The organism is Streptomyces sp. NPDC053426, assembly GCF_055585405.1.
Genome location: NZ_JBVJKE010000007.1, coordinates 177,722 through 195,337, shown reverse-complemented (window position 1 = coordinate 195,337; position 17,616 = coordinate 177,722). Strand labels below are relative to the sequence as shown.

11 protein-coding genes are annotated in these 17,616 nt (G+C 70.7%); 4 read left to right on the top strand and 7 right to left on the bottom strand.

The window, feature by feature from the left end:
- The first annotated feature begins 6 nt into the window (after positions 1 to 6).
- Complete coding sequence (locus tag ACZ62B_RS16530; RefSeq protein ID WP_344558288.1) at positions 7 to 1,878, top strand: rhamnogalacturonan lyase; 1,872 nt, start codon at positions 7 to 9, stop codon at positions 1,876 to 1,878.
- A 1-nt stretch (position 1,879) separates the two neighbouring features.
- Here ACZ62B_RS16530 and ACZ62B_RS16525 read toward each other — a convergent pair whose 3' ends face one another.
- The 3 genes from ACZ62B_RS16525 to ACZ62B_RS16515 form a co-directional block, all read right to left on the bottom strand.
- Positions 1,880 to 2,239, bottom strand: a complete 360-nt coding sequence (locus ACZ62B_RS16525; protein ID WP_344558290.1) for a hypothetical protein — start codon at positions 2,237 to 2,239, stop codon at positions 1,880 to 1,882.
- Between the two features lie 87 nt (positions 2,240 to 2,326).
- The gene (locus ACZ62B_RS16520; RefSeq protein ID WP_468888391.1) at positions 2,327 to 4,999 is read right to left on the bottom strand and encodes a cellulose binding domain-containing protein; all 2,673 of its coding nucleotides are present in this window, start codon (positions 4,997 to 4,999) and stop codon (positions 2,327 to 2,329) included.
- 143 nt (positions 5,000 to 5,142) lie between these two features.
- Positions 5,143 to 8,058: a glycoside hydrolase family 48 protein gene (locus ACZ62B_RS16515; RefSeq protein ID WP_344558294.1), complete on the bottom strand. Its 2,916-nt coding sequence runs from the start codon at positions 8,056 to 8,058 to the stop codon at positions 5,143 to 5,145.
- Between the two features lie 494 nt (positions 8,059 to 8,552).
- Between ACZ62B_RS16515 and ACZ62B_RS16510 the strand changes: the two genes are divergently transcribed.
- Together ACZ62B_RS16510 and ACZ62B_RS16505 are read left to right on the top strand one after the other, a co-directional pair.
- The gene (locus tag ACZ62B_RS16510; protein ID WP_468719027.1) at positions 8,553 to 10,268 is read left to right on the top strand and encodes a glycoside hydrolase family 6 protein; all 1,716 of its coding nucleotides are present in this window, start codon (positions 8,553 to 8,555) and stop codon (positions 10,266 to 10,268) included.
- A 151-nt stretch (positions 10,269 to 10,419) separates the two neighbouring features.
- Positions 10,420 to 11,343, top strand: coding sequence for a class I SAM-dependent methyltransferase (locus ACZ62B_RS16505; RefSeq protein WP_468877762.1), 924 nt, complete (start codon positions 10,420 to 10,422; stop codon positions 11,341 to 11,343).
- Between the two features lie 147 nt (positions 11,344 to 11,490).
- Here ACZ62B_RS16505 and ACZ62B_RS16500 read toward each other — a convergent pair whose 3' ends face one another.
- The 3 genes from ACZ62B_RS16500 to ACZ62B_RS16490 form a co-directional block, all read right to left on the bottom strand.
- On the bottom strand, positions 11,491 to 12,282 hold the full coding sequence (locus ACZ62B_RS16500) for an aldo/keto reductase (RefSeq protein ID WP_468878087.1): 792 nt from the start codon (positions 12,280 to 12,282) through the stop codon (positions 11,491 to 11,493).
- A gap of 134 nt (positions 12,283 to 12,416) precedes the next feature.
- On the bottom strand, positions 12,417 to 14,243 hold the full coding sequence (locus ACZ62B_RS16495) for an AMP-dependent synthetase/ligase (protein WP_344558300.1): 1,827 nt from the start codon (positions 14,241 to 14,243) through the stop codon (positions 12,417 to 12,419).
- A 295-nt stretch (positions 14,244 to 14,538) separates the two neighbouring features.
- On the bottom strand, positions 14,539 to 15,411 hold the full coding sequence (locus tag ACZ62B_RS16490; RefSeq protein ID WP_344558302.1) for a LysR substrate-binding domain-containing protein: 873 nt from the start codon (positions 15,409 to 15,411) through the stop codon (positions 14,539 to 14,541).
- Between the two features lie 171 nt (positions 15,412 to 15,582).
- Here ACZ62B_RS16490 and ACZ62B_RS16485 point away from each other — a divergent pair, with 171 nt between their 5' ends.
- Entirely contained in the window at positions 15,583 to 16,602 is a 1,020-nt protein-coding gene (locus ACZ62B_RS16485; protein WP_344558912.1) for a bile acid:sodium symporter family protein, read from the top strand.
- 150 nt (positions 16,603 to 16,752) lie between these two features.
- On the opposite strand, the gene fdhD is transcribed toward ACZ62B_RS16485, so the two are convergent.
- A complete protein-coding gene (gene fdhD, locus ACZ62B_RS16480) occupies positions 16,753 to 17,604 on the bottom strand; it encodes a formate dehydrogenase accessory sulfurtransferase FdhD (protein WP_344558304.1) in 852 nt (283 codons plus the stop codon).
- Between the last annotated feature and the right edge of the window lie 12 nt (positions 17,605 to 17,616).

Sequence of the window (17,616 nt, the reverse complement as noted above, 5' to 3'; positions counted from 1 at the left end):
CGTCCCGTGACACACCCCCACAGGCACCGCAGACGCCGTGTCGTCCTGCCCGCGGCACTCGCCGTGGCGGCGCTGGCCGGCGCCGGTCTGACCGCGCTGTCACAGGCGCCCGCCGAGGCCGCCACCGCACGGCAGGTCGAGAAGCTGGACCGCGGCGTCGTCAGCGTCCACACCGGCAGCGGCAACCTGGTCAGCTGGCGCTGGCTCGGCACCGACCCGGACGACGTCGCCTTCAACGTCTACCGGGCCGGCACCAAGGTCAACTCCAGTCCGATCACCGGCTCCACCACCTACTTCCACTCCGGCGCGCCCTCGCACGCCGACTACACCGTCCGCGCGGTGGTGAACGGCGCCGAGCAGGGCGACTCGGTCCACGCGATCCAGTTCCGCGCCGGCTACAAGGACGTACCGATCAGCGCTCCGTCCGGCGGCACCACCCCCGACGGCGTCTCCTACACCTACGAGGCCAACGACGCCTCCGTCGGCGACCTCGACGGCGACGGCGCCCTCGACATCGTGCTCAAGTGGCAGCCCACCAACGCCAAGGACAACTCCCAGTCCGGCTACACCGGCAACACCGTCGTCGACGGCGTCAGGCTCGACGGCACCCGGCTGTGGCGCGTCGACCTGGGCCGCAACATCCGTTCCGGCGCCCACTACACGCAGTTCCAGGTGTACGACTACGACGGCGACGGCAAGGCCGAGGTCGCCATGAAGACCGCCGACGGCACGAAGGACGGCACCGGCGCGGTCATCGGCAGCTCCTCGGCCGACCACCGCAACTCCGGCGGGTACGTCCTGTCCGGCCCCGAGTACCTGACGATGTTCAACGGGCAGACCGGCAAGGCGATGGGCACCGTCGACTACGTCCCGGCCCGCGGCACGGTCTCCTCCTGGGGCGACTCCTACGGCAACCGGGTCGACCGCTTCCTCGCCGGCACCGCGTACCTGGACGGCGCCCGCCCCTCCCTGATCATGGCCCGCGGTTACTACACGCGCACGGTCATCGCGGCCTGGGACTGGCGGGACGGCCGGTTCACCCGCCGCTGGACCTTCGACACCGACTCCTCCACCAACAAGGGCAAGGGGTACGACGGTCAGGGCTCGCACAGCCTGTCCGTCGGGGACGTCGACAACGACGGCCGGGACGAGATCGTCTACGGCTCGATGGCCGTCGACGACAACGGGTACGGCCTGTGGACCACCAGGACCGGCCACGGCGACGCCCAGCACCTCGGCGACCTCGACGCGTCGACGTCCGGCCTGGAGTACTACAAGGTCTCCGAGTCCACGAGCCAGCCCGCCGCCCTGTACATCGACCCCGCGAACGGCGCGGTCCGCTGGAAGCTCTCCGCCTGCTGCGACAACGGGCGCGGAGTCGCGGGGGACATCCATGCGGGCAACTCCGGCCCCGAGATGTGGTCGTCCTCCGACGGCGGCATCCGTGACGAGGGCGGCGGCACCAAGGGCCGCAAGCCCTCCTCCACCAACTTCCTGGCCTGGTGGGACGGAGACCCGGTCCGCGAACTCCTCGACGGCACCCGCATCGACAAGTACGGCACGTCCTCCGACACCCGCCTGCTGACCGGCTCGGGCGTGTCCTCGAACAACGGCACCAAGGCGACCCCGGTCCTGTCCGGTGACATCCTGGGCGACTGGCGCGAGGAGGTCGTCTGGCGCACCGGCGACAACAAGAACCTGCGCATCTACTCCACCCCCCACGACACGGACCGCCGCATCACCACCCTCCTCCACGACACCCTGTACCGCACGGCCCTGGCCTGGCAGAACACCGCCTACAACCAGCCCCCGCACACCGGCTTCTTCATCGGAGCCGACATGCCGACACCTCCTCGGCCGACGGTGTTCACGCCCTGACCTACGCGCAGCTCTCGGACGTCCTCACCACGTCGAGGACCACCGGGTAGTCGGTGATCTGCTGGTTCGGTCCCGGTCGGGAGCCGCAGATCTTCCACGCGGCAGGGTCGTCCACCGGACGGCCCTGCCCGCTCGCGTCCTCGAAGACCACATCGCCTCCGGAACCCATCTGTTCGGCGGCACGCCCGGCGTTACCGCCGACGAGGTCGGGCATCACGGCGGCGACCGGCGTGGCGTCCGCCGACGGCCGTGCCTTCTCGGCCCGGGCACTGTTCGTCGCGCCCGCCGGCTCTTTCGGCGCGGACGACTCACCGCAGGCGGCGAGCGACATCAGCGCCGCGACAGCGAGGGCGGGTTTCAAGAGCTTGATGATGATCGTGTCCTTCCCGGCGGTCTCACGACCCCGGCCCGCCCGTACCGGGTACGGGCGGGCCGGGGTGCACTGGGGTCAACTTACCGTGCAGGTCTCCTCGCCCAGCTTGAAGGCCGTGGGCTCGGTGTTGGCCGCCGACCTGCTCGCCGTGAAGCCGAAGGCGACCGACGAGCCCGCCGCCACCGTGCCGTTCCAGTCGGTGTTGCGTACCGTCACCGCCGGACCGGACTGGGTGGGGGACCCGTTCCAGAGCTGGGAGATCTTCTGGCCGTCCGCGAAGGACCAGTTCAGGGACCAGCCGTTCCAGGCGGCCGAGCCCGTGTTGGTGAGCTGGACGTCGGCCTGGAAGCCGTCGGCCCACTGGTTGGTGACCTTGTAGGTCACCGCGCAGGCGCCCGGCGGACCGGGCTCCCCGGGCTCTTCCGGTTCCTCCGGGTCCGTGCCGCCGCCGGTGTCCGAGGTGTCGCCGTAGACGACACCGCGGCCGTTGGTCGCCACGTAGACCCGGCCGTAGACCCGCGGGTCACCGGTGACGGCAGCGCCCGTCCAGCCCCACTGGTGGGCGTCGTCGTTGATCCGGGTCCAGGTCGCGCCCTGGTCCGTGGAGCGGAAGATGCCGCGTACGCCGCCGATCTCCGCGCTGGTGAAGAGGGTCTGGTACGAGGCGCCGGGCGCCGCCTTGCCGAAGCCGATGGTGTCGGCCTCGTCGACGTTCGACAGCTTGGTGAAGGTCGCGCCCGAGTCCGTGGAGTGCCACAGGCCGTACGCCCCGTCGCTCGCCCCGCCGGCCAGCCACACGTCGCCCTTCGCACCCGGGAGCGCCTTGAAGCGCACGCTGTCGCCGGCCGGGAGCCCCGTCGCCGCCGACGCCGTGAACGTCGCGCCGCCGTCCGTACTGACGTAGAACTTCCCGGACTTGAAGCCGTAGAACGTCTTCGGGTCCACCCGGTCGGACTCCACGATCGCCCCTGCGGGGATGCCGCTCGACGCCGACCAGGACGTGCCGAACCCGGTCGTGTGGTGCACGCCCGCGCCCTGCGGGCTCCACACGAACCGGCTGCCGTCGGCCGCCGCCGCGACCGTGCCGCCGCCGCTCACGCCCGAAGGGTCCGTGCCCGCGAACCAGTTGGCGCCGTTGTCCGTCGAGAACGCGATGTGCGGACCGGAGTCCAGGTTGCCGGCCCGCACCACCGTGTCCGGGTTCGACTCGGCGAAGTCCAGACTGGTCGTCGACGTGAAGTTCGGCTGGGTGAACATCATCGACGGCACCTTCGTCAGGTCCGTGTGCCGGAAGCCGCCGATGTCACCGAGCGCGCTGATCAGCGGGGCGCCCGACGGGGGAGAGATCAGGTCGTTGACGGCCGTCTCCTCCAGACCGCGCACCATCGGGGTGATGGTGAACGACGTGTCGTCGTCCCAGTTCGTCAGGTTCTGGGTGCCGTAGATCGTCGCGCCCGTCCCGTACATCATCCGGTCGGAGTCGAACGGGTCGATCTCCAGCGCCTCCGTCATCCAGCCCAGTTTCGGGGTCTGTTCGGGCGGCGACGGGTTGGCGCCCCAGGTCAGCCACGGGGAGGAGGAGACGTCCATCGTGTAGCGGTTCTCGCGGTTCGGGTACGAGGTGTAGCTCCACGCCTGCGTCCACGTGCCGCCGCTGTCCGTCGAGCGGAAGATCTGCGTGTCCGGCCACCAGGAGCTGTACGCCGTCGCCATCACCGTGCCCGGGTTCTGCCGGTCCACGGTCAGGCCGCTGAAGCCGTAGTAGGTGTCGGCCTCCGCCACCGGGCTGATGTCCGTCCAGGTGCCGGTCGCCGTCGCGTACCGGTACAGCCGGCCCTTGCCGCCGTCGTACGGGCCGCCGGTGTCGCTGTACGCGAGGTACAGGTAGCCGTTCTCGGCGTCGAGGACGCCCTTGTGCGCCAGGTAGCCCGTCGGCTGCCCGGCGATCCGCTGCCAGGTCGCGCCCGCGTCCGTCGAACGGTAGACGGCGTTCTCCTTGTCGGCGACCCCGACGTAGATCGTCTCCGTCGCCGTCCCGGCGCCGCCCGTCGACTCGTCGAAGGTGACCCAGGTGATGCCCTGGTTGTCGGACGCGTACCCGGAGGTGTCACTCGGATCCTGCGCGTAGTTCCCCGGGTTGGGGAACGCCGTCACCTCGGACCAGGTGGCGCCCGCGTCGGTGGACCGCCAGAGGCCGTGGCCGCTGGGCGCGCCCAGGTACAGCACGTCGTTGTCATGGGGGTCGACCGCCAGCCGTTCCCCCATGCCGCGCCCCGGCATGTTCCCGCCCAGCTTGAACGGCAGCTCGGCCTTCCGCCAGCTCGCGCCCCGGTCGGTGGAGCGCAGTACGGCACCGTTCGCCGGGTCCCAGTCGTTGGTGTACGTGCCGACCGCCGCGTACACCCGGTCGGGGTCGGCGGAGTCGGAGGCGAGGCTCACCACACCGGTGTGCCCCCAGTCGTCCCAGCCGACCGAGTCGAGCAGCGGGGTCCAGGTCTTCGTGGACTCCTGCCAGCGGTAGGCGCCGCCGATGTCGGTACGGGCGTAGGCCAGGTTCTTCTCACCGCGGTTGAAGACGATGCCGGGCACGAAGCCGCCGCCGTCGATGCGCGCGTTCTTCCAGGTGTAGGTGTCGGCGGCGAGCGTGGTGGCCGGCTCCGGGGCGCCGGCGGCCAGGGCGGGCGGGCCGCCCGCGAGCAGACCGGCCGCCAGCGCGAGCACGGTCGTGAGGACACGGGTTCTTCGCACGGAGGTTCCTTCCTCTTGGGGGGAGGTGGAGTGGGGAGAGCGTGCGAGGGCCGGGCGGCCCCACCGTGCGCGAGTGGGACCGCCCGGCCGTTTGTGGCCCCGGCGTCAGGTGCCGGAACCGGTACGCGGAGCGTCGGCGGGGGCTATTCGAGAAGCTCCGCGTACGAGCCCATGGCCAGGGCGATGTCGGCCTGGGCCCAGAACCGGTGGTACGTGAAGGTGGGCGCGGCGCCGCCCGCCAGATAGGACTCGATCTTCGACCACGCCGGGTCGTCCTGGTAGAAGGAGCGGATCGACTCGAACGTCGACGACGAGTTGATCGTGTCGCCGTTGGGCATGGTGCCGGTCCAGCCGTTCGGGACGTGGATCGGGTCGTCGAAGCGGTTGTAGTCGGCGCGGGTCTCCGGGACGGCGATGCCGAGCGCGTCCTGGTTGTTCTCCCACATGCCGTCGAGGAGCGCCTTGGCGGTCGAGGCCGCCTCCGTGTCGCCCGAGCGGTCGGCGTAGTACGTCAGGGTCTTGGCGTACGCCGCGGCCACACCGACGTCGTTGGTGTAGTCGGCGACCGTGACGTGCAGCCCGCTGTTGGCGCCGGGCGACGACGCGTTCCAGGTGTCGGGCTTGCCCGACCACTGCAGCGTCGCCGGGATCCGGAAGGAGCCGTCCGGGTTGACCGTGGTCTCCGACAGCGCCCAGTCGACCCACTTGTCGAGGACGACCTTGGCGTCGGCGTCACCGGTCTGCTGGTAGTACTCGGCGACCCGCTCCATGGACCACGCCTGGAAGCCGAACCACTGGTTGGACGGCGGGTCGTGGTACACCGGCTTCTCGTCGTAGTACATGCCGTAGAAGGTCGGCGTCCCGGACGGCGGTGAGGTGTACCGGCCCGCCCAGCTGTTGGTCGCGCCGCCCGCGATGGCACCCTCGTCGGACTGCAGCCAGCGGTAGAACTCCAGCTGCCGGTCGAGGGACTTGGCCCAGTCCGCCGCGCCCGTCGCCGACTTCGGCTTCAGGTCGTCGTAGGAGCTGAGCGCGTACGCGGCCAGCGGGTTCTGGTAGCCGCCGTGCGCGTGGCTGGAGCCGATGCGCCAGGCCCAGCCCGCCGAGGTGTCGGTGGCACCGCCCCAGGCGTAGTACCAGGAGAGCAGGTAGTGCGAGGCGTCCTTGCCGGTGCCGGCCGGGCAGGACGGGCTGGTGCAGTTGCCGATCTTCTTGAAGTACTTGTCGAACATGGCGTAGCGCAGGTAGTCGCCCATCTTGGCGGCCTTGGCGACGGTCTCGGCGATCTCACCGTCCTTGCCCTGCTCCCCGGCCCACAGGTCCGCCCAGTACGCGGCCTGCACGGCACGCGCGTCGGCGTCCGGGGCGTTGGTGAACTTCCACTGCTTGGCGTACGAGGCGTCCTTGGTGAACAGGTCCAGGTAGCCGTTGGTGCCGCCGTACTTGAAGGCGTCGCAGGTGGGCTGCGGGACGGTCTCCCACACCGACTCCTGCGGGCCGCGCTGGAAGGTGTTGATGTACGACGGACCGGTGTCCGACGGACCCGCCTCGCACTTGCCGGGCGAGTTGCCGTAGCCGTACACGTTGTCGACGTCCTGGATCCAGTGCATGCCGTAGACGTCGTCGGTGCCGTAGGCGGACTTCAGCTCGGCCGCGATCGGGTCGGGGCCGACCGAGACGCCCGAGTCGAGCTGCGACGGGTACTCGTTCGGGGTGTCGTACTCGGGTGCGTACGTCGCCGGCTTCGAGGCGTTGTAGAAGGAGTTGGTCGGCTGGTCGGCGTGGGTCGGGATCATGTAGTTCTCCATGATCTCCCAGGCCTCGTTGAACCTCGACCAGTCACCGGTCACCTTGCCGTACATCGCCTGCAGCCACAGCAGGTAGCTGTACGCCTCCGAGGTGGTCTCGTGGCCGTGGTCCGGCGCCTCGACGATCAGCGTCTCGACCGAGTGGTACGGGATGCCCTCCGGCGAGAAGTAGCCGTTCGCCGGGTCGGTGATCTTCCCGTACAGCTCCAGGAAGCGCGCGTCGTACGTCTTCTCCGCGCCGAGCTGCGTCACCGTGACCGCCGCCTTGGCGTGGCCGGGTGCCGAGGACTCGAAGACCGCCGAGCCGCTGCCCGAGGAGTCGGCGGCGATCGTCACCTCCTGCGCGGTGTTCCAGTTCGACGGCGTGAAGGTGAGCGAGCCGCCGGCGGAGACCGACAGTCCCGAGTTGCCGCTCGCCCGGCTCGTGGTGACGGTCACGTTCGAGCTCGGCTGCTTGGACAGCTTCACCTCGTACGAGCCCGACTCGCCCTGCTGGACGCCGAGTTGGGACGGCGTGGCCACCACGGCGGGACCCGAGGCGACCGTGATGCCGACCGGGGTCGAGTCGGCGGAGGCGCCCATGCTGTCGTACGCCTTCGCCACCAGCGAATGGCTGCCCACGGCCAAACCGCCGACGGAGAGCGCGAAGGGCGAGCTGGTGTCGGAGCCCAGCAGCTCGGTGTCGTCGTAGAACTCCACCTTGGTGATGGTGGCCTGGTCGGCCGCCGCCGCGGTGGCGGCGAGCGGGACCGTCTCGCCCTGCGTGTAGACGGCGCCGGCCTCCGGGCTGGTCAGCACGGTGATCGGCGGCTGGTGGGCCCCGACGCAGGTGGTGCCGTTGATGGCGAACGACGTGGGAGCGGCGTTGCTGCCGCTGTAGGTGAACTGGCCGCCGGTCGTGACGGCGGCGCCGGCGGCGATCCGGGCGTTGTACCCGGCGTCCTCCACGGTGACGGTCTTGCCGGACTGCGACCAGCTGCCGTTCCAACCGTTCGAAAGCTTCTGGTTGCCCGTGTAGTCGTACGTCAGGGTCCAGCCGTCGATGGCGTCCGAACCGCGGTTGGTGAGGGTCAGATCCACGGTGAATCCGGAACCCCAGTCGTTCGTCTTGTAGTCGACGCTGCACTGAACGGCCGCCGCCTGAGCGGGAGTCGAGCCGGTCGAGAGCATCGTCAGCGGAAGCGCGAGAGCAGCGGCGACGGCCGTCAGCGACCGCCGTAAGCCTCTGCGTCTCCTGGGTGGGGGATGCATGGTGCTGGTTCCTCCTGCGACTCGGACATGACAAGCCTTGAACCAGTGGGAGCGCTCCCATAGTGAGGATGGGGTGGGGGGCGGTCAAGGCTTGTGGCGAATCGAAAACATTCGACGGTTCAACTTGTGTGAAAGTCGGCGACCCCTCTGTTCTTCACCGTGACTTGGCGCTAACTTCATGTACACCAGTGGGAGCGGTTCCATCAGTCGACGCGTCCGTCACGACGCGTCCGAGCTGCAAGGAGTCGCTCAATGCGCCACCCCCCGCGTTCAGTACTTTTAGCCACCCCCGTGCACGTGTGGAGCACCTGACGCGGGGTCGCTCGTTCCCGTGGGATCCATGTGTCGTCCGTGCTGCCCGGAGACTCCCGGCCGGCACCGCAGGCCTGCCCCCATCAGGTCCGAACGGCATCCCCACCCGTGAGGCACCAGGCCGCGCGATCGTCTGCGCGCGCCCAAGAAGGACAGCCCCCTACGGATAGGAAACCCGCACAATGAGTCGCACCAGAACCGCGCTTCTCGCCGCCATGGCGCTGGTCGCCGGCGTCACCGGGACGGCGATCGCCGCCGCCCCCGGCGCGGCTGCCGCCGTCCCCTGCACCGTGGACTACAAGGTGCAGAACGACTGGGGCTCCGGCTTCACCGCATCCGTGACGATCACCAACAACAGCGCCGCCAAGTCGTCGTGGTCGCTGCAGTGGTCCTACGCCGGCAACCAGAGGGTCACCAGCGGCTGGAACGCCAAGGTGAGCCAGTCCGGCGCGAACGTCACCGCCGCCAACGAGTCCTACAACGGCACCCTCGCCACCGGGGGTTCGACCTCCTTCGGCTTCCAGGGCACCTACAGCGGCAGCAACGCCGTCCCCGCCACCTTCACCCTCGACGGTGTGACCTGCAACGTCGACTCCGGCGGCCCCACCGACCCGCCGGACCCGACCGACCCGCCGGAGCCGGGCGACCGGGTGAACAACCCCTATGAAGGCGCCCAGGTGTACGTGAACCCCGAGTGGTCCGCGAACGCCGCCGCCGAGCCGGGCGGCAGCCGCATCGCCGACGAGCCCACCGGTGTCTGGCTGGACCGCATCGCCGCCATCAACGGCGCCAACGGCAAGATGGGCCTGCGCGACCACCTCGACGAGGCCCTCACCCAGAAGGGCTCCGGCGAGCTCGTCGTCCAGCTCGTCATCTACAACCTGCCCGGCCGTGACTGCGCCGCCCTCGCCTCCAACGGCGAGCTGGGCCCGACGGAGATCGACCGCTACAAGACGGAGTACATCGACCCGATCGCGGAGATCCTCTCCGACCCGAAGTACGCCTCACTGCGGATCGTCACCACGGTCGAGATCGACTCCCTGCCCAACCTGGTCACCAACGTGTCGCCGCGGCCCACCGTCACCGAGAACTGCGACGTCATGAAGGCCAACGGCAACTACGTGAAGGGCGTCGGCTACGCCCTGAACAAGCTCGGCGACGCCCCCAACGTCTACAACTACGTGGACGCCGGCCACCACGGCTGGCTGGGCTGGGACGACAACTTCGGCGCCTCCGCGCAGATGTTCAAGCAGGCGGCGACCGCCGAGGGCGCGACCGTCGCCGACGTGCACGGCTTCATCGCCAACACGGCCAACTACAGCGCGCTGAAGGAGGACCACTTCTCCATCGACGACAACGTGGCCGGCAAGTCGGTGCGCGAGTCCAAGTGGGTCAGCTGGAACCGTTACGTCGACGAGCTGTCGTACGCCCAGGCGCTGCGCGAGGAACTGGTCTCGCTCGGCTTCGACTCGAACATCGGCATGCTGATCGACACCTCCCGCAACGGCTGGGGCGGCGCGAACCGGCCCACCGGTCCCGGCGCCACCACCAGCGTGGACACCTACGTCGACGGCGGCCGCTACGACCGCCGCTTCAACACCGGCAACTGGTGCAACCAGTCGGGAGCCGGCCTCGGTGAGCGGCCCCAGGCCTCCCCGGAGCCCGGGATCGACGCCTACGTCTGGATGAAGCCTCCGGGCGAGTCCGACGGGGCGAGCGAGCCGATCGACAACGACGAGGGCAAGGGCTTCGACCGGATGTGCGACCCGACGTACACCGGCAACCCGCGGAACGACAACAACATGTCGGGTGCGCTGGACAACGCCCCCATCTCCGGGCACTGGTTCTCCGCCCAGTTCCAGGAGCTGATGAAGAACGCGTACCCGCCGCTGTCGTGACGGGCTGAACCACCGGTCCGCCGGGGCCCTGCCCCGGCGGACCGCCGCACGTCTCTTTGCACGGCACCTTTTGCGGGAACGGCAAGGCCGTTTGCCCTCCGTCGGTGCGCCGTCGCACTCTGGCGGCATCCGAGCGGAGAGGCTGAGCACCATGGCGCACGACCACGACCACAAGCACGACCACGACCACAAGCACGACCACAAGCACAAGCACGGGCACGGGCACGACCACGGCGACATCGACTGGGCCGAGATGGCCCCCCTGCTCGAATCCGAGGCGGAGCTGTTCACACCGCTCTACGAGCGGGCCCTGAACTGGCTGGCGAAGGAGGTGACGGAACCGGGACTGATCGTGGACGCGGGCAGCGGCCCCGGCGTCATCTCGTGCCTGTTCGCCGAGACCTTCCCGGGCGCGCGGGTCCTGGCCGTCGACGGCAGCGAACCGCTGCTGGAGCGGGCCAGGGACCGGGCCGGACGCCAGGGCGTCGGCGACCGTTTCGACACCCTCACCGGTGAACTCCCCGACGCGCTCGGCGAGCTGGACTACCCGGCCGACCTGCTGTGGGCCAGCCGCAGCGTGCACCACCTCGGGGACCAGGGCGCGGCGCTGGCCGCCTGCGCGGAGCGGCTGGCGCCCGGCGGCACGCTGGCCGTGATGGAGGGCGGACTGCCTCCCCGGTTCCTGCCCCGCGACATCGGGTTCGGCCGGCCCGGTCTCCAGGCGCGCATCGACGCGGTGCAGGAGGAGCGGTTCGGCCGGATGCGGGCAGAGCTGCCGGGCTCGGTGGCCGTCGTCGAGGACTGGCCGGCCCTGCTGACCTCGGCCGGCCTGCGCCACACCCGCTCGCGCACCTTCCTCCTCGACCTCCCCGCCCCGGCCACGGACCGCGCCCGCGCCCACGTGATCACCGTCCTCACCCGCACCCGCGAGGTCATCGGTGAGGACCTGGACGCCGACGACCGCGCCACCCTCGACCGCCTCCTGGACCCCGCCGACAAGGCAAGCGTCCACCACCGCCCGGACGTATTCGTCCTGTCGGCCCACACGGTCCACACGGCGACACGCCCCGTGTGACGGTCTCCGCGGGCAAATCGTGCCTCCCCCAGTGTCTTGAAGGCCTGGGAGGCACCCCCAGGGCGGCACGGGTGGGCGGCGGGGGAGGCACCCCGTCAGCGCCGGGCCGCGCGACCCACCCCCGGCCCACCCCGACGTCGCTTGCGGTCAGCCCCCGTTGAACTCCGCCGGATGCGACCCGATCCGCCGGTCCTCGTTCAGCGCACTGATCGCGGCGAGGTCCTCCGCGTCCAGACTGAACCCGAACACGTCGATGTTCTCCGCGATCCGGGACGGCGTCACCGACTTCGGGATGACGACGTTGCCCAGCTGAAGGTGCCAGCGCAGCACCACCTGTGCCGCCGTACGCCCGTGCTTCTGCGCGATCGCCACGATCGCCGGGATCTCCAGGATCCCCTTGCCGGAACCGAGCGGCGACCACGCCTCCGTCGCGATGCCCTGCTCCGCGTGGTACTCGCGCGAGGCGTGCTGCTGCAGATGCGGATGCAGCTCGATCTGGTTGACCGCCGGGATCACCGACGTCTCGGCGATCAGCCGCTCCAGGTACTCCGGCAGGAAGTTGGACACGCCGATGGCGCGGACCCGGCCGTCGTCGAGCAGCTTCTCGAACGCCTTGTACGTGTCGACGTACCGGTCCCGGGCGGGCGTCGGCCAGTGGATCAGGTACAGGTCCACGTACTCGAGACCGAGCTTCGACAGCGACGTGTCGAACGCCCGCAGGGTGGAGTCGTACCCCTGGTCGCTGTTCCAGAGCTTGGTGGTGACGAAGAGGTCCTCGCGCGGGACGCCCGACTTCGCGAGGGCCCGTCCGGTGCCCTCCTCGTTGCCGTAGGCCGCCGCGGTGTCGATGCTGCGGTAGCCGGCCTCCAGCGCCGTCGCCACGGCCGTCTCGGCCTCCGCGTCCGGCACCTGCCAGACGCCGAAACCCAGCTGGGGCATCTCGACGCCGTTGTTCAGGATGATCGGGGGGACCTTGCTCACGAGCTCTCGATCCTTCGGTTGTGGTCAGGTACTACAGGTGTTACCCCCATCGTCAACGATCACGGCCCGTGGCGCATTCCTGACCGGGAAATTCATGCCTGGTAGAGCGCCTCGACCTCGGCCCCGTACGCCTTCTCGATCGCCCTCCGCTTCAGTTTCAGCGACGGCGTGAGCAGCCCGTGCTCCTCGGTGAACGGCTGCGCCAGGATCCGGAACGTACGGATCGACTCGGCCTGCGAGACCAGGGTGTTCGCCGCGACCACGGCCCGCCGCACCTCCGTCTCCAGATCCGCGTCGCGCACCAGCTCGGCCGGTGACATCCGCGCCTTGCCGCGCATCGCCAGCCAGTGCTCGACGGCCTCCTGGTCCAGGGTGACCAGCGCGGCGACGTACGGCCGGTCGTTGCCGACGACGACGCACTGGTTGACCAGCGGATGGTCCCGCACCCGCTCCTCCAGCACCCCCGGCGAGACGCTCTTGCCGCCGGAGGTCACCAGGATCTCCTTCTTGCGGCCGGTGATGGTGAGATAGCCGTCCTCGTCGAGGGAGCCGAGGTCGCCGGTGGCCAGCCAGCCGTCGTGCAGGGCCTCGCCGGTGGCCTCGGGGTCGTTGAGGTAGCCGTCGAAGACGTTGTCGCCGTGCAGCCAGATCTCGCCGTCGTCCGCGATGTGCACGGTGACCCCGGGGATGGGCTGCCCGACCGTCCCGTACCGGGTGCGCTCGGGCGGGTTGGCGGTGGCCGCCGCCGTCGACTCCGTGAGGCCGTACCCCTCGTAGACGTGCACGCCCGCGCCCGCGAAGAACAGCCCGAGCCGGCGGTCCATCGCCGAACCGCCCGACATGGCGTGCCGGATCCTGCCGCCCATCGCCGCCCGGATCTTGGCGTAGACGAGCTTGTCGAAGAGCTGGTGCTGCATCCGCAGCGCCGCGGACGGGCCGGGCCCGGTGCCCCAGGCCCTCGCCTCCATCGCGTCCGCGTACTTGACGGCCACCTCGACGGCCTTCTCGAACGGCCCCGAGCGGCCCTCCCGCTCCGCCTTGCGCCGCGCCGCGTTGAACACCTTCTCGAAGATGTACGGCACGGCCAGGAAGAACGTCGGCCGGAACGCGGCCAGATCGGGCATCAGCGCCGCCGCGTTCAGCTGCGGCTGATGGCCGAACTTCACCTTCCCGCGGATCGCCGCGACCTCCACCATCCGCCCGAAGACGTGCGCGAGCGGCAGGAACAGCAGTGTCGCCGCCTCGTCGCCCCGGCGGGAGTGGAACACCGGCTCCCAGCGCTCGATGACGGTGTCCGCCTCGTACATGAAGCTGCCGTGCGAGAGCACACAGCCCTTGGGGCGGCCGGTGGTGCCCGAGGTGTAGATGATCGTCGCGACGGAGTCGGGAGTGACCGCCTGCCGGTGCCGGTGCACCACCTCGTCGTCGAGGTGCGCGCCCGCGTCGTACAGCTCCTGCACCGCGCCCGCGTCGAGCTGCCACAGCCGGCGCATCCGCGGCAGCCGGTCGATGACGGTGGCGATCGTCATCGCGTGGTCCTCGTGCTCCACGATCGCGGCCGTCACCTCCGCGTCGTACAGCATCCACAGGCACTGCTCGGCGGAGGACGTGGGGTAGACGGGCACGACCTGCGCGCCGATCGTCCACAGCGCGAAGTCGAAGAGCGTCCACTCGTACCGGGTACGGGACATGATCGCGACCCGGTCGCCGAACCGGACGCCGCCCGCGAGGAGGCCCTTCGCGAGGGCGAGCACCTCGTCGCGGAACTCCGCGCCGGTCACGTCCCGCCACCGGCCGGTGTCGTCCTTGCGGCCGAGCGCGACGCGCGACGGGTCCTCCTCGGCATACCGGAAGACCACGTCGGCCAGACCGCCCACCGGAGGCTCCAAGGCCGACGGAGGGTTGGTGAACTCGCGCACTCCCGCCCTCCGCTCCTCGGCGCCGGAATGGTGCGGCGACGCCCTCGTCCCGCACGGCGCCGTGAAAGCTACCCCACGCGGACGGAGGGCGGGAGGGGGCCGAAACCCGGGCGGAGCTCTCGTCCGCGCTGGTCAGGGGAGGAAAATGCGCTCACATGGGGAAGGGTCGGACAGAAACCTGACCGAGGAGTAAGTTTCGGTGGAGCAATCTCCACCGAATCTGTACGACCCCATGACCGCCCCTTGGGGCGTCGTACGGGCCCCACCGGTCCCAGCGTGCGCGCCGCCCGGAACGTCACCCCCGCCCGCCCCGGTGCAGCCGGTCGCCGCCCGCGAGGATCGCCGACGCCAACGCGTCCGCCGCGCCCTGCGCGGAGGGACGGCGCCGCCCGTGCACCACCACGAAGTCCACCTCGCCCGGTTCCGGCAGCCCCGCCCGCTCCGGCATCCGCACCAGCCCCGGCGGGATCAGCCCGCGCGAGTGCACCATCACGCCGAGCCCGGCGCGGGCCGCCGCGAGCAGCCCGTTGAGGCTGCCGCTGGTGCACACGATGCGCCACTGGCGGCCCTCCCGCTCCAGCGCCCGCAGGGCCAGGGCCCGGGTGATGCCCGGCGGTGGATAGACGATCAACGGCACCGGACGGTTCGGGTCCAGCCGCAGCCCCGGCGCGCCGATCCACACCAGCTCGTCGTGCCAGACCAGCTCGCCCCGCGGATCCTCCGGCCGCCGCTTGGCCAGCACCAGGTCAAGCCGGCCCGCCGCCAGCCGCTCGTGCAGGATGCCCGACAGCTCGACCGTCAGCTCCAGATCGACCTCCGGGTGCTCGTGCCGGAACCGCTCCAGGATCTCCGGCAGCCGGGTCAGCACGAAGTCCTCCGACGCGCCGAACCGCAGCCGTCCGCGCGGCCGGGTACCGGTGAAGAACTGCGCCGCCTGCTCGTGCACGTCCAGGATGCGCCGGGCGAAACCGAGCATCGCCTCGCCGTCCTCGGTCAGCTCCACCGAGTGGGTGTCCCGCGTGAACAACTGCCGCCCGGTGGCCTCCTCCAGCCGCCGCACGTGCTGGCTCACCGTCGACTGGCGCAGCCCGAGCCGCCGCGCCGCCTGCGTGAAGCTCAGGGTCTGCGCCACCGACAGGAAGGTCCGCAACCGCGTCGGGTCGTACATGCGGCCAGGGTAGCGGCGGTCATCGCGGAACGTGATGACAGTGAGAGCGGTATACCGGATTCCCGATCACGGCGGGAGGGAGCAGGATGGGGAGGGGACGCCCGTGCACACCCGGGCACCGAGCACAGGAGCAAGTGGAGCACCGTGAAACGCCTGCGTTGGCCGAACTGGATGCCGATCGACCCGTACGTCCTGCTGCTGCTCGGGACCGTGGGCCTCGCCGCGCTGCTCCCCGCGCGGGGGACCGGCGCGGACATCGCCTCCGGCGCCTCCACCGCCGCGATCGCCTTCCTGTTCTTCCTCTACGGCGCCCGGCTCTCCACCCGCGAGGCCCTGGACGGGCTGAAGCACTGGCGGCTCCACGTCACCGTGCTGGCCTGCACCTTCGTCGTCTTCCCGGTGCTGGGCCTGGCCGCCCGCGGACTCGTCCCGGTGTTCCTGACCGACCCGCTCTACCAGGGCCTGCTCTTCCTCACCCTGGTCCCGTCCACCATCCAGTCGTCGATCGCGTTCACCTCCATCGCCCGCGGCAACGTGCCCGCCGCGATCTGCGCCGGCTCCTTCTCCTCGCTGGTCGGCATCGTCGTCACCCCGCTGCTCGCGGCGACGCTGCTGGGCGGCGGCGGGGGCGGGTTCTCCGCCGGGTCGGTGGTGAGGATCGTGCTCCAGCTGCTGGTGCCGTTCGTCGCCGGGCAGTTGCTGCGCCGCTGGATCGGCGGATTCGTCTCCCGGCACCGGAAGGTGCTGGGGCTGGTCGACCGCGGCTCGATCCTGCTCGTCGTCTACACCGCGTTCAGCGAGGGCATGGTGCAGGGCGTCTGGCACCGGGTGAGCCCCGCCCGGCTCGGTGGACTGCTCGCCGTCGAGGCCGTCCTGCTCGCCGTGATGCTGCTGCTGACCTGGTACGGCGCCAAGGCGCTGCGGTTCGGCCGGGAGGACCGGGTCGCGATCCAGTTCGCCGGCTCGAAGAAGTCGCTGGCCGCCGGGCTGCCCATGGCGAGCGTGCTGTTCGGGGCGCAGGCCTCGCTGGCCGTGCTGCCGCTGATGCTGTTCCACCAGATGCAGCTGATGGTGTGCGCGGTGATCGCCAGGCGCCGCTCGCACGACCCCGTCGAGGAGCCGGAGGCCACCGTCCAGGACCGAGCCGGACGTCCGCGGACCGGGGTCGGTACGGGGACACGTTCCGGCTGAGCGGTACGGCCACCCGCAGCAGGTTCACGTCGTGGCCGGGCACCGGACCGCCCGGGTCCATGGGGGCCTCACGCCGAGGCGGGACCCCGCGGCGCAGGGGGCGCTCCCCGCCGGATGGGGCCCCGCCGCCGTGCAGCGAGGAGGAACCGGTCAGCCCCGGGCGGCCGCGGCCCGCAGGGCGATACGGTCCTCACCCGCGTACACGTTCATGGAACCGCCCCGCAGGAAGCCCACCAGGGTCAGGCCCGTCTCCGCCGCCAGGTCCACGGCCAGCGAGGACGGCGCCGAGACCGCCGCCAGCATCGGAACGCCGGCCATGACCGCCTTCTGCGCCAGCTCGAACGAGGCCCGGCCGGAGACCAGCAGGATCGTCCGGGACAGCGGCAGGTTCCCGCTCTGCAGGGCACGGCCGACCAGCTTGTCGACCGCGTTGTGCCGGCCCACGTCCTCCCGTACGTCGAGCAGCTCGCCGTCCTCGTCGAACAGGGCCGCCGCGTGCAGGCCGCCCGTGCGGTCGAAGACCCGCTGGGACGCGCGCAGCCGGTCGGGCAGGCTCGCCAGCAGCTCCGGCTCCACGCGCAGCGGGGGAGTGTCGGCGATGGGGTGGCGGGCCGTGGTGCGCACCGCGTCCAGGCTGGCCTTGCCGCACAGGCCGCAGGAGGAGGTGGTGTAGACGTTGCGTTCCAGCGTGATGTCCGGGATCACCACGCCGGGGGCCGTCCTCACGTCGACCACGTTGTAGGTGTTCGACCCTCCCCCACCCGTCGCCCCGGCGCAGTAGACGACGCTCTGCAGGTCGGAGGCGGTCGCGAGGACCCCCTCGCTCACCAGGAACCCGGCCGCCAGCGCGAAGTCGTCGCCCGGTGTGCGCATGGTGACGGCGAGGGGCTTGCCGTTGAGGCGGATCTCCATGGGTTCCTCGGCGACGAGTGTGTCCGGGCGGCTGGACACCGCTCCGTCCCGGATGCGGAGCACCTTGCGTCGTTCCGTGACTCGTCCCATGTTCCCACCAGT